Annotated in this window: 10 protein-coding genes; 5 read left to right on the plus strand and 5 right to left on the minus strand. The window is 46.1% G+C overall.

The window, feature by feature from the left end:
- The first annotated feature begins 264 nt into the window (after window positions 1-264).
- From D0Y50_RS06840 to D0Y50_RS19490, 4 genes are all read left to right on the plus strand, one after another.
- The gene (locus D0Y50_RS06840) at window positions 265-945 is read left to right on the plus strand and encodes a hypothetical protein (protein WP_147318228.1); all 681 of its coding nucleotides are present in this window, start codon (window positions 265-267) and stop codon (window positions 943-945) included.
- Window positions 942-4,094 (plus strand): endo-1,4-beta-xylanase, encoded by a 3,153-nt coding sequence (locus tag D0Y50_RS06845; RefSeq protein WP_117316117.1) that lies wholly within the window; start codon window positions 942-944, stop codon window positions 4,092-4,094. Before D0Y50_RS06840 ends, D0Y50_RS06845 begins: the two co-directional genes overlap by 4 nt.
- Before the next feature lie 143 nt (window positions 4,095-4,237).
- Complete coding sequence (locus D0Y50_RS19410; RefSeq protein ID WP_147318229.1) at window positions 4,238-5,164, plus strand: transposase; 927 nt, start codon at window positions 4,238-4,240, stop codon at window positions 5,162-5,164.
- A gap of 116 nt (window positions 5,165-5,280) precedes the next feature.
- Entirely contained in the window at window positions 5,281-5,448 is a 168-nt protein-coding gene (locus D0Y50_RS19490) for a hypothetical protein (protein ID WP_170145461.1), read from the plus strand.
- 256 nt (window positions 5,449-5,704) lie between these two features.
- Here the strand turns inward: D0Y50_RS19490 and D0Y50_RS06860 are convergent, their stop codons facing one another.
- The 4 genes from D0Y50_RS06860 to D0Y50_RS06875 all read right to left on the minus strand — a co-directional run bounded on the left by D0Y50_RS06860 (window position 5,705) and on the right by D0Y50_RS06875 (window position 10,227).
- The gene (locus tag D0Y50_RS06860) at window positions 5,705-6,385 is read right to left on the minus strand and encodes a Fe2+-dependent dioxygenase (protein ID WP_117316124.1); all 681 of its coding nucleotides are present in this window, start codon (window positions 6,383-6,385) and stop codon (window positions 5,705-5,707) included.
- A 33-nt stretch (window positions 6,386-6,418) separates the two neighbouring features.
- Window positions 6,419-8,722 carry a TonB-dependent receptor gene (locus D0Y50_RS06865; protein ID WP_117316126.1) on the minus strand — a complete coding sequence of 768 codons (2,304 nt, stop codon included), beginning with the start codon at window positions 8,720-8,722 and terminating at the stop codon, window positions 6,419-6,421.
- 607 nt (window positions 8,723-9,329) lie between these two features.
- On the minus strand, window positions 9,330-9,782 hold the full coding sequence (locus D0Y50_RS06870; RefSeq protein WP_108566340.1) for a DMT family transporter: 453 nt from the start codon (window positions 9,780-9,782) through the stop codon (window positions 9,330-9,332).
- Window positions 9,783-9,792: 10 nt separating this feature from the next.
- The gene (locus D0Y50_RS06875; protein WP_108566339.1) at window positions 9,793-10,227 is read right to left on the minus strand and encodes a DMT family transporter; all 435 of its coding nucleotides are present in this window, start codon (window positions 10,225-10,227) and stop codon (window positions 9,793-9,795) included.
- A gap of 67 nt (window positions 10,228-10,294) precedes the next feature.
- Here D0Y50_RS06875 and D0Y50_RS06880 point away from each other — a divergent pair, with 67 nt between their 5' ends.
- Window positions 10,295-11,260 carry a LysR family transcriptional regulator gene (locus D0Y50_RS06880; protein ID WP_232366471.1) on the plus strand — a complete coding sequence of 322 codons (966 nt, stop codon included), beginning with the start codon at window positions 10,295-10,297 and terminating at the stop codon, window positions 11,258-11,260.
- Between the two features lie 42 nt (window positions 11,261-11,302).
- Here D0Y50_RS06880 and ychF read toward each other — a convergent pair whose 3' ends face one another.
- Complete coding sequence (gene ychF, locus D0Y50_RS06885) at window positions 11,303-12,394, minus strand: redox-regulated ATPase YchF (protein ID WP_117316128.1); 1,092 nt, start codon at window positions 12,392-12,394, stop codon at window positions 11,303-11,305.
- Between the last annotated feature and the right edge of the window lie 2 nt (window positions 12,395-12,396).

Below are 12,396 nucleotides of genomic sequence, written 5' to 3' on the forward strand. Positions count from 1 at the left end.
ATAAATACGTTGTTTTGATTCGTTGTCTATATGTTGTAGTGCCGTAGATATCACTGCGGGGCAACGGGCACTAATGAAGGATTAGCCACTGTCTATAAGTGTTTTTCAAAAAAACAAAACATAAAATCATTAATGATAAGTTAATAAAATGTATAAAAATTATTCGCTGTTTTTGTAATCCTACTTTCAGTGGCGGCCTGAATGACCGGGGGACGGGTAGGTGAGCTACTGTCTAGCAAACCTATTAATCAGGAAATAACAAAAATGAAAGCGAATATATGTGCCAGCTTGTTGCTTACCGCAGTAATTACTTTACCAGCATTTGGAGCGCCTATTACAAACGGCGATTTTGACTCATGTACCTTTGATGGATGGCAAAAAGACACGGATGGATGGGGTGATATCTCTGTTGGGCAGGACTTTGTGGTAACCAATGCAGCGGGAAATTGTGCAGGCACTTTGCAAATAGACGGTACAGGAACCGAAGCTTTCTTTGCAAACACGCTGTTTCAATCTATCGACATCGGCTCAGCGCCCTCTTTATCATTTGATATTACTATTGATTCCTTATTAAACAGCAGTGCAAGCGGTTTTATCGCCGATTATTTCGTGGTTGCTTTTGGCGATGGAAGCGGAGCGTTTTATAACGCCGATGGGCAATTGGGAACGATTATCGAGCAGCAGATAAATGGCCTCGCCAGCTTTTCATTGAATATTATGCTAAGTGAAGCGCTTAGAAGTATGGCCAATCTTACATTAGAGTTTCAATTACTGCCGGGCGTAGGTATTGATGGTTTTACCGATGGCGGATTATCGTCATTGACTGTAGACAACGTAGCGTTGAATACCTTCGATGTTACCGCTCCCACCACGCTATTTCTGATTAGCAGTGGCTTATTAGCATTGTCGCTTCGGCGCAGAAAAAACAGCAGAGGTGATGTATGAAACTTTTAACAGGTTTAACAGCAGCCGTAGTTTATGCGTCTACAACCAGCGTGGGCTGGGCTGGGTGGATGTCTATAGAAGATAGTGTCGCGACCTCCCAGTCTCGCGCTGTATTTGATAGGGTTAACCGAGCATATATCTCTACCGTTTCAATCACCAATGCAACAGAGCAGCCGCTTAACGGGCCATTTCGCGTCCTTGTAACGCAAAATAATATCCCTGCTTCATCTCCCGATGGCTATACCTATACAGATGCGCCTTATTGGTTAGTAGCCGCTGCAACGTTAGCGCCTGGGGAAACCATTTCTAAGGCAATACCGTTTGAATTACAGCGCCAACAATTATCGTATCAAACAACGGTTCAGCAAGATAACCCTGGTGTAGGGATATATGCAGAAGCCGAGGGCGGCGCTGATGCGCAATTACGTCACCTCGGGGAGGCGTTTTTACTTACCCAGGGCGCTACAGGATATGTATCGATAGCGTCTACACAGGCCGAGCCGCCACAAGACGACAGTAGAGTAGGGGAACTAGCCGTTTATTTCCCACGCCCCGGCCAATACAACTTATACGCAAGGGTGCGGGTAGGGCCGGAAGGTGCCAACGACGATAGCTTATTTATCAATACAAGGCTGAATACGGAACAAGAATGGACCCTGGTAAATAGTATTGGGGGCTATGCCGCGCCTGGCGAACCAGGCTATCAAAAAGATGAAATCGTCGCTGGGTTGGGTTCGGCACTGACAGAGTCATTTATGTGGACGCGCATGGTAGACACCCAATATACGGTAGAGGTAGCTGGCGAACACATTTTTCGTTATGCAGGACGTGAAGATGGTTTAGATATAGACAAATTTGTATTTGCGCCAGCGGAGCTAACCTATACTGTTGATGAACTTGAACAAGGCCGACCTGGTACTTTGGTGCCGCCGCCCGCCCCTTATGTCCCCGAGGGTCCCCCTCTTGCACAAGGCCTATCGAAATTTTTAGGTGGAGTGTGTTGTGGCCGTCAACGGCCCAATTTTGAAGCGTACTGGAACCAGGTGACGCCTGAAAATGCCGGTAAATGGGGAAGTGTCGAAGCCGTTCGCGATGAATACAATTGGACTGAGTTGGATGAAGCTTACAATCTCGCCAAAAATAACAACTACATCTATAAGCATCATGTGCTGGTTTGGGGAAATCAGCAGCCTTCGTGGATTTCAACACTACCGGCAGAGGAACAGCTTGAAGAAATAACCGAATGGTTTAACGAGGTAAATAACCGCTATCCTAGTATTGATTATATAGAGGTAGTGAATGAATTTGACAATGATCCACCCGATAGTGCCAATAATGGCCCAGGTTATATTGACGCCTTACGGTTGGCCAATCCTCAAATGACGCAAGAGTTAACGCAGCAGTTCCTAAACGCAGGGATGACACCCACAGAGGCGCAAAATAAAGCAGCGCAATACGATTGGATTATAAATAGCTTTCAGTTAGCCAGAGATATATTTCCTGCTCATACCAAACTAATGTTTAACGAATATAACGTTGTTAATTCTACTACCCGAACCGCAAAAATGGTGGAGCTGGCCAATCTTTTGAATGCCAGAGGGTTAATTGATGCTGTAGGATTTCAAGGCCACGCATTTTCCACTACCGGGCCCCTCGAGACAATAAAAACTAATATTGATACGTTGGCCGAGCAAACCGGATTGGATCTATACCTTACAGAGCTAGATATAGACGGGACAGACGAACTTACTCAGCTGTTGGAATACCAACGTCTATTTCCGGTGTTTTGGGAGCATCCTGCAATACAGGGAGTAACTATGTGGGGCTACCTGCCTGGCCACTGGCGAGAAGCGCAGGGCGCTATACTGGCCTACGAAAATGGCGCTGAGAAAGCAGCCCTGACCTGGTTACGCAGCTATGTGCGTAATGAAGCACCTTCTATCGACAATCCAGGGGCTCAGCAAATAGCGCCCGAGGCCACTATTGGCACACCCGTTGTCGATTTAGTATCCAGAAATGCACAAGGTAATTTACATGAGGAGCTAACATCGGTCACCTGGACAATATTAGGTGGCAACGAAGCGGGTTTATTTGAGCTAAATAGCCATACCGGCGAGATTGTTGTAAACGACGCCTTGCGCGCTGGAATTTACAATCTTTATATACAGATAGAAGAGTCAGGCTATACCAGCAAGGTGTTAACTTTGCCTATTGTTGTGCCAGGCGATGATATCGCGCCAACGGTTATTGAATATACCTTTGAGAATGACGCCGAAGGCTGGCGCGGCGATTATGGTACCGCCGCTTCAGTAGAATATAATGCTGACGCTAAGGCCGCAGTATTGCTTCCAGACTGGACTGATAACCCGACTGAACAGGTTTATATAAAAGAGATAAGTCTTAGTGACCTGACAGACGCCGATCTTGAGTACAGCGTAAGTGTCAGTATGGCTCAAGTGCAGGGTGGACTGACCGTGCAACCCTTTGTACAAACCGGTGCGCCGAGTTATGCCAGATTATACGGCGAGGCCATAGCGGTAAATGAGGGCCTTAATACTCTCAGTTTTGCGCCAGTAGATGATGGTTCCGGCAATCTGGAAATTATTGAACGTTTGGGTCTTCAGTTAAACGGTCCGCTTGCCAGTGGCCAATCGGATGCCGTTTTGCTAACGCACGTATCACTGACTTTGCCGGTGGTGATACCACCGACAAATCTGGTTTACGATTTTGCATCTGATGTGCAGGGGTTAAGGGCCGATTATGGAACAAATGCGGCGGTGGACTATGATGCGGGCCTGCAGGCGGCAATATTGCTACCTTCGCCGGACGCCAGCTCACACAACTATATTATGCAAATTAGTGCGACGGACTTTAACGATGCTCAGGTTGAAATTACGTTGAACAGTGGCGCCGATATAGCAAGTACAGCACTGACCGCCCAAGCTTACGTGCAGACGGGAGCGCCCGATTATACAAGGGTTTACGGAACAATAGAGCCCGTCATTGCAGGCAGCCAAACCCTGGTCTTCGTACCTGAAAATGAAGCGAGCCTGGGGATGATTGAACGTATCGCAATACAACTTAACGGTACGTTTTCAGGCAGTTCAGGCCAAACGGTAAAGGTTGAACGCATAGCGGTAACATTCTAAATAGCTAAGTTTAATATGCGAAAAACCCTGCAGTCGCAGGGTTTTTTTGTTATTAATAAAAGCAATCTGAACGTTAGCACAGCTGTAAAAAAAGTAAGCATCGGTAATGATATACCCACAAACTATCGTTACGCAGGCTTGCCATGCCCCGTGCCCGAAAAACTCAAATCGATCTTGAAGCTACCCCTTATTACCACTGCGTATCGCGCTGTGTAAGGCGAGCGTATTTATGTGGTGTAGATAGATTTACCAAACAAAGCTATGAACATCGACGCCAATGGGTAGAGCAACGCTTGTATTTTTTAGCCAGTATTTTCGCTATCGACTTGTGTGCATATGCGGTAATGAATAATCATACCCATATTGTATTGCGAATAGATAGCAGGTGCGCTGACAAGTGGACAGAACAGGAAGTACTTAGACGATGGCATTCGCTACATCGTGGAACTTGTTTAACGCGACGCTACCATACATCTTCGCCCACATTTACATCGAGTGAGTTAACCACTTTAAAAGATACTATTGCAGTATACCGACAACGTCTTCAAGACATAAGTTGGTTCATGCGCGAACTGAACGAATACATAGCGCGTAAGGCAAACAAAGAAGATGAGTGTACAGGGCGCTTTTGGGAAGGCCGTTTTAAATCTCAGGCATTATTAGATGATGCAGCGTTACTAGCCTGTATGGTTTATGTTGACCTGAATCCCGTAAGGGCCGGCATGGCGCATTCACCTGAAGAGGCGCAATACACCAGTGTACGCAGAAGAAAGCGGGCTGCCGTTAATCGCTCAGTGCAACCTTCGGGATTAATGCCATTTGCCTCAGCGGGGAATCATCATTTTGGCGAATCACTACCCTTTGATGTATCTGATTATTTAAGCCTGGTCGAGTGTAGTGCAAAACGAATAAGTGGTAATTTATTAAGTCAGCCGAAGGCAAACATTGTACCTATGCTTAGAAAAGTAAGGGTGTCCTTTGACAGTATAATCAACCTTAGCCAGCATTTTGAACGCGCCTGTAAGGGGGCCGCCCATAGAGGCAAACTTAAGGTTGTCGAAAATAAATAAACTCACAGTACAGACTGCTTTTCTAGCGGTGAATTCTGCAAAAATTAAGTTAAACCACGCTCTATAAATTCCCTAGCTAGCCTCAATTCCAGCCTTCTTCCCTGGAGGAGAATAAAATGTCTAGGTGGGTAGTTAGCCCCATGCCTTATATTACAAAAAATAAGCAACGAGTATCCTTACGCGATTTATCAATCGCTGTTTCAGCATTTTTAGCAGGCAATAGGATAGATGCCATCATGATCATGCAGCGTCGGCACAAGCTGGAAGCCTGCGAGCGGAGCTAAAAGCTAACAAGACACGCACAGAGTGGTGGGTGTCTGCTATAGAATGCAATAGTGTAAGGAGGGGCCGTTAAGAGAGGGCCAAGCGAGGAAAATAGGACACGCATAGTCAGATGGGTGTCTATGATAGGGATTGAAACATCTGAGAGCTTAAGTAGATGGATGTCTAAAAAATGGTAAATACAATGTAGCTACGGCTTACTTCTTAAATAAGGCGTTTTCCAGCTTTATTATTTATTAAACGCTAGGCCTTCGATCTTTACAAAGTGGTAAACTGACGAATTAAGTTGTGATAGACATGATGTAACCTATCAAGTTCGTCACGTGATGCCGTGCCGCTGACTATAAGTGACTGAATAACCTCGTCCAATTCATGCAAGCTAGCCCGCATAGCAGCATCACTTACCATACTTTGCATCCAGGTTATGGCCGCTAATCGTTGACCTTTTGTTACAGGATTGACCTTATGTAGACTGGATGAAGGATAAAGCACGGCGCTTCCCGCTGGTAGCTTAACGGTTTGCTCTCCAAAGCCTGTTTGAATTACCAGCTCCCCGCCGGTGTAAGATTCCGGGTCGGACAAAAAAACGGTCATCGACATATCACTGCGCATTACATCTGGCGTGCCGGGGATACGCATAATAGCAGCGTCGACATGGTAACCATATTTTTGATTTTCGCTATAACGATTAAAGCAGGGCGGGAAAATACGCTGCGGCAATGCCCCCGAAACAACCTTAGCGTGACTCCCCAATGTACTGAGTAATTGATTAGCCAACTGGCGTATTTCGGGCTGAGTAGCATCGGCCTGACCATTATTTTTAACCTGCGCCGCCATTCCTTTAGCAGTGGATGTCCCATCACTAAATGGTGCGTTAGCAAGAGTTTTGCGATAGTGCTCAACCTCTTCCGGGCGGAGCAAATTATCAATAATGATCATGGCGCAGCGTAGTCCTTCTATTATAAAGCTGATTTAAAATGCGTAGCTTACTGTTCCAGTCAGGCTTCTGCCATCGCCGATGTACATGAATGCGCCGGAACGGTAAGCCGCAGTCCAGTATTCTTCATCCAATACATTGCCAATATTAACCCGGAAAGTTAGCTTCTCGGATGCATAGTAGTTAGCAAACAAATTGACTACCTGATAACTGGGAACCACAATACTGTATTCCCCTGTCTCAGCGCTATAGCCCGCGGCGGTATCCGGCTGGCCACCATACATCTTTGACTGGTAGCTATAATCGCCGCCAAATGCGAATCGCTCATTAGGCTGGTATCGAAGTTGAAGGTAGAAGCTTTGGTCAGCAAAGTTGCTTAGTTCAAGGCCCACATTCGCCGTATCATAAGATTCGCGGATTTCAGAGTCCATTACTGCTGCTGATGCTTGGACGCTTAGTTTTTCAGTTATATCACCACTGATACCAAACTCAATCCCTTGCACGCGGTTTTCACCAGTATTCAGGGTACCCAGTGTAGAATAAGCGTCACCCACACTTTCGTGTACATCGCTCTTAGTAATACGAAATACTGCCGCATTTGCCATCAGCTTTTCATCGAACAGCATCCATTTAGTACCCAGTTCAATGTTTTCAACATGCTCTGGATCTGCCTGCGCTGCTTGCTCGGGTGTACCACATAACCCGCCATAGCCACAGTTAGCCCCTAAATCTGACTCGCCGCCATTAATGTTAGTGGCAGTACTGTAAGATGCGTAAATATTGCCTGTTTCAGAAAGAGCATAAACCAAACCTAGGTGTCCATTGAAGAGGTCGTCAGAGAACGCATAAACCTCATCACCACTGCGCCCGGAAGTGGCATTGGTGTAATCGTAACTATCTGAACGAAGCCCGAAAAAAGCATCTAGGCTATCCGTTAATGCAACCGTATCCATCACATAAAAAGAATAAGTTTCAATGTCATACAGTGCATCAGCGTCAGCGCGCTGGTAACTGCGATTAATCAGCCCGCCAATATTATCTATCAGGCTATTAGAGCCATCTGTAATACAATAGCCTTCAGAAACACCTCGACGGCCGCTCACTAAACAGTTGCCAGGGTTACCATTTTCAATTGCAAATGTACCGTTATCGACAGATTCATCAGTATATTCAAAACCAAAGACCAGCCGGTGGTCTAAACCCAGGAAAGGTGTATCCCAAAATAAATTAAATTGAGTGGTAACATAATCAACGTCCTGCCAGCCTTGATGAGTGCTTAAATTCAGTGTATCGACACCGGGGGCAGTGGGATCTGTATCCGCGCGCGTTGTGCCGCTCATGCCTGTAGTAATATATTCATTCTCAGTTTTACCAGCACGGGTTGCATTGTAAAACCGCAATGTGTCGCTTAATTCATATTCGGTGCGCAAGGTAAAAGTGGTTACTTCAGAATTCAAAAAGTCTTCGTCTTGCGCATAAACGGGGATATCTTCCAGCGGATGCCCGGTATCGCGGTTATAATAGCTTCCTAAATCTGGACGGTCTTGGGCGTCAAGGTAATAAACATCGCCAATAAAGGATAGTTTATCGGTGGGGTGTATCACGTAGGAAAGCTGAGCACCGGTACGCTCTCTTTCAATATCCTCACGACCAGGTTTATCTTCGTCTGCGTACAAGCCATTGATTCGAACGGCGCTATCGGGCGTAAGGGTTTTATTGTAATCCAAGGTAAAGCGGGTATGTTCATCTGTACCCGCGCTCGCATCTACCCGACCAAAATTATAGCTGGTCGATGCTTTTTTGGTGATGCTATTGACCGCTCCGCCGGATGAGCCTCGGCCAGCAAACGTAGCGCTTGGCCCTTTGGTTATCTCAACTCGCTCTGTAGCAAAGCTTTCCCGTGTAGTCATACCGGGATCACGCAGGCCGTCCACAAATACGTCGCTACGGGCTTCATGGCCGCGGATAATGTATCTGTCTCCGAATGCATTTCCGTTTTCACCCGTACCCAGGGTTACCCCGGCTTGAGCGGCAAGGATGTCTTTAAGATCTGTTTTACCACTTTCCTGAATTTGATCCTGTGTCAGGACACTTATTGTTTGCGGTGTGTCTACTAAATCGGCTAAACGACGAGGATCGCCGGATTTATCATAGCGGTAGATGGATTGTTGAATGCCGTGAATACGAATAAGCTCAATGGCATCATCATCCGGCATAGCACATTGCTCAGAATTACTCTCTTTACATTCGGCAGGCTCCTGAGCCCAGGCTGCGCCTTGACCAAATGCGAGGGCGGCGGCAATGGTATGCGCACCCATAGTTATTTTTTTGTTATTCATGTGTGTTCTCTGTATTGAAGCGACGCCAAAGTGTAGCTAAAAAATGACACGCTGTAAATACAAATGAGAATGGTTAACAACCGTATTCGTAGGAAGTGCATCCCATACGCTCAAGGAAGTGCGGTGAAGTGAGATAAGCATGTGTGTGGACACCCACCGCACCCATTCACTGTCGCTGTTGTATGGGTGTCTATGAAGAACGGTACTAGACACCCACCGGACGCATTCATTGTCGCTGCGTACGAGGGTTACGAAAAATAGTATGGATGTCTACGAAGAATGCTAGACACCCACCGGACGCATTCATTGTCGCTGCATACGAGGGCTACGAAAAATAGTCTGGATGTCTACGAAGAATGCTAGACACCCACCGGGCTCATTCATTGTTGCTGCGTACGGGGGTCTATGAAAAATAGTATGGATGTCTACGAAGAATAGTATGGATGTCTACGAAGAATACTAAACCCCTCGGTTATCCCCGCTGGCGTGTTTGAAGAAGGGCAGTCATGCATCCCTGGCTAACGTTGATTACAGGTAAGGGGGAGCCTTCAGACATATAAGAGGTTACAAAGGGCCTGCCTCTTCAAACTTATTTGTTATGGCTAGCTTACTCGGTAGTATTTTGATTTCCTTTATAAACAAAATACAAGGCTACTGCTAAGCAGAAAACAGCGGCCAACCGGTTGGGGGAAAACGGTAGCACTTCGTTGCCGAGCCAGCCATAGCTGTCAATTATCATACTCATGGTTAACTGGCCGAAAATAACGGCAACGGTCGCTACTGCCACGCCGATACGTTGAACAGCCAGCACCATTATTACAATGTAAGGTACTCCGCACATCGCACCTAATAATTGCCATTTGGGTACTTCCATAAGACTAACTGGCTGAACTGGTTCAAAGTAAAAAATGAGTAGCGCAGTAATTAACGCCCCTACAGAAAAGGTCAAAAACGCGCTTTTGAACACCCCAACTTTGTTACCGAGCTGGCCATTAACTGCCGCTTGTACGCTGAGTAAAGCCCCGCCAATAATGGCAAGTGATATCATTAATAATGTCATTTAACGTCCTCTAACCCAAACCAATAAGAACTAATGCTGCGACAATAAACAACAGCGCAATTACCCGATTCTTATCAATACGTCTTGATGTTGAGCCCAGCCATCCGAAATGATCAATAGCCAGACTATTTACTATCTGGCCAGCCAGAATACCTATCATAGTTAGTGCGATGCCAATTACCGGCGCAGTAACTGTAAGAATGATCACATAGACGGGCCCCAACACCCCGCCAGTAAGCTGCCAGCCAGGCTGCTTGAAAAATGAGGGGCTTTGGCGAGGGCTAAAAAACAACATTAGTAAAAAGGTCAGGGCAGCGCCTACACCAAAAATACTAAGCGTAGCCCATAGCTCACCAACTACATTTCCCAATGGCCCCAGAATTCCAGCTTCAACAGACAATCCCATGCCCGCTATGATAGTCAGCACAATAAGCACGATATGCATTAATACTCCTGATTAGTTTTGAAGGGCGCAGACTACCGGTTTCTATTAATATGAAAAACAGGATAATATGCATAAGTCTTTTGCAAAAGGTGCATTAATGAAGCTGCCATCGTCTATCGACATTCGTTCTTTATATTTCTTTGTCAATGTGTATGAAGCACGCAATTATACGGTCGTAGCGAGAAAGGAAGACGTATCGGCCTCAATGATTTCCCGAACAATCAGTCATCTCGAAGATGCGCTGGGTCATCAGTTATTTTACAGAAGCACCCGCGCTATAGCCCCTACGGAAGCTGGCCATGTATTTTATGAGTACGCTAATAACATTTTGGGCCAGTACACCCAGGCGCACGAGGTATTGCGCGATAAACAAAATGAGCCGCACGGGCTCGTAAGAATTAATGCACCAGTATTTTTTGGCCAGCGCCACATAGCACCATGGATAGGTGCCTTACTACGTAAATATCCAAAACTTCGAATTGAACTGTCCCAGACAGACAATTTCATTGACCCTCTACAAGATGGGGCAGATTTGTTATTTCGTATTGGTAGTATGTCTGACTCGACCATGCATGCTCGGGTATTTGGACATCAGTATTACCATCTAGCAGCCTCTGCCGCATACCTTGACAGGTACGGAACGCCACAAACACCCGCAGAGCTCGCTGGCCACCAGTGTTTAATATACAAAGGAGAGCAGGGCGCCAACCGTTGGTTTTTTAAACAGGAAAGTGAAGGCTGGCAGCAGTATCAGGTACCGGCCTTAATCACTTCCAACAATGCCGAAAGCTTATTAACCGCAGCCCTTGATGATGTGGGTATAGTTTTATTTCCCGATTGGTTAATAGGAGAACACCTTTACCACGGGCGTTTAATCAAATTACTTACAAACTATGCGCCGGCAATATCGACAAAACGCCAACAAATAGCGGCTATTTATCCCCATACCCGCTACCCCCCGCTAAATGTCAGAGTAGTGATAGATTATTTTGTACAGGTTTACGGCGCCCCGTTGTACTGGCAGTACAAATAAAAAAACCGCCCAATGGGGCGGTTTTCATTATTTAACAGTGTCTTACACGTTAAAGCGAAAGTGAATTACATCGCCATCTTTAACGATATATTCTTTACCTTCCAAACGCCATTTTCCGGCATCTTTAGCCCCTTGCTCACCGTTGTATTCAACAAAATGATCGTAGGCAACAACTTCTGCGCGAATAAAGCCTTTTTCAAAGTCAGTGTGTATTTTCCCTGCTGCCTGTGGCGCAGTTGAACCCTCTGGGAAAGTCCAGGCACGTACTTCTTTAACTCCGGCAGTGAAATAAGTCTGTAAGGTCAACAGGTTGTAGCCGGCTCGTATAACACGGTTAAGGCCTGGCTCTTCTAACCCCATATCCTGCATAAATTCTTCGCGCTCTTCGTCATCAAGCTCGGCAATTTCTGATTCAATGGCTGCACATACCGCTACAACGACCGCATTTTCGCTTTCCGCAATTTTCCGTACCTGGTCCAGGTAGGGATTATTATCAAAACCTTCTTCGTTCACATTGGCTATGTACATTGTCGGCTTTAAAGTCAGCATGTTCATGTAGCTGATAGCCGCATGCTCTTCTTTGTTCAACTCTAGCGACCGAAGTAACAGGCCTTCATCAAGATGGGGTTTTATTTTTTCCAGTACTTTAAGTTCGTACTTGGCTTCAGAATCACCGCCCTTGGCGCGTTTGGCCACACGCAGTAGCGCTTTTTCTGTTGTTTCCAGGTCCGACAGTGCTAATTCAGTATTGATAACATCAATATCATCCTGAGGGCTGACTTTGCCAGCTACATGCACTATGTTTTCATCTTTAAAACAACGTACTACATGACCAATAGCATCAGTCTCACGAATATTGGCCAGGAATTTATTGCCCAGACCTTCACCTTTAGAGGCACCTTCTACCAGCCCGGCGATATCTACGAATTCCATAGTCGTAGGAATAACGCGCTGAGGATTTACAATGCTGGCCAGTTTGTCCAAACGTAAGTCCGGCACAGGCACCACGCCAGTATTTGGCTCTATGGTACAAAAGGGAAAGTTTGCCGCTTCAATACCCGCTTTTGTTAGCGCGTTGAATAGCGTCGATTTACCTACGTTCGGCAGGCCGACGATGCCACATTTAAAACCCATGC

It is taken from the genome of Salinimonas sediminis, from assembly GCF_003429285.1.
In the GTDB taxonomy this organism is placed as follows: Bacteria; Pseudomonadota; Gammaproteobacteria; order Enterobacterales; family Alteromonadaceae; genus Alteromonas; species Alteromonas indica.

Coding starts and splice junctions, on each gene's coding strand:
- D0Y50_RS06840 (WP_147318228.1), top strand. CDS start 265: ATGAAAGCGAATATATGTGCCAGCTTGTTGCTTACCGCAGTAATTACT.
- D0Y50_RS06845 (WP_117316117.1), top strand. CDS start 942: ATGAAACTTTTAACAGGTTTAACAGCAGCCGTAGTTTATGCGTCTACA.
- D0Y50_RS19410 (WP_147318229.1), top strand. CDS start 4,238: ATGCCCCGTGCCCGAAAAACTCAAATCGATCTTGAAGCTACCCCTTAT.
- D0Y50_RS19490 (WP_170145461.1), top strand. CDS start 5,281: ATGTCTAGGTGGGTAGTTAGCCCCATGCCTTATATTACAAAAAATAAG.
- D0Y50_RS06860 (WP_117316124.1), bottom strand. CDS start 6,385: ATGATCATTATTGATAATTTGCTCCGCCCGGAAGAGGTTGAGCACTAT.
- D0Y50_RS06865 (WP_117316126.1), bottom strand. CDS start 8,722: ATGAATAACAAAAAAATAACTATGGGTGCGCATACCATTGCCGCCGCC.
- D0Y50_RS06870 (WP_108566340.1), bottom strand. CDS start 9,782: ATGACATTATTAATGATATCACTTGCCATTATTGGCGGGGCTTTACTC.
- D0Y50_RS06875 (WP_108566339.1), bottom strand. CDS start 10,227: ATGCATATCGTGCTTATTGTGCTGACTATCATAGCGGGCATGGGATTG.
- D0Y50_RS06880 (WP_232366471.1), top strand. CDS start 10,295: ATGCATAAGTCTTTTGCAAAAGGTGCATTAATGAAGCTGCCATCGTCT.
- ychF (WP_117316128.1), bottom strand. CDS start 12,394: ATGGGTTTTAAATGTGGCATCGTCGGCCTGCCGAACGTAGGTAAATCG.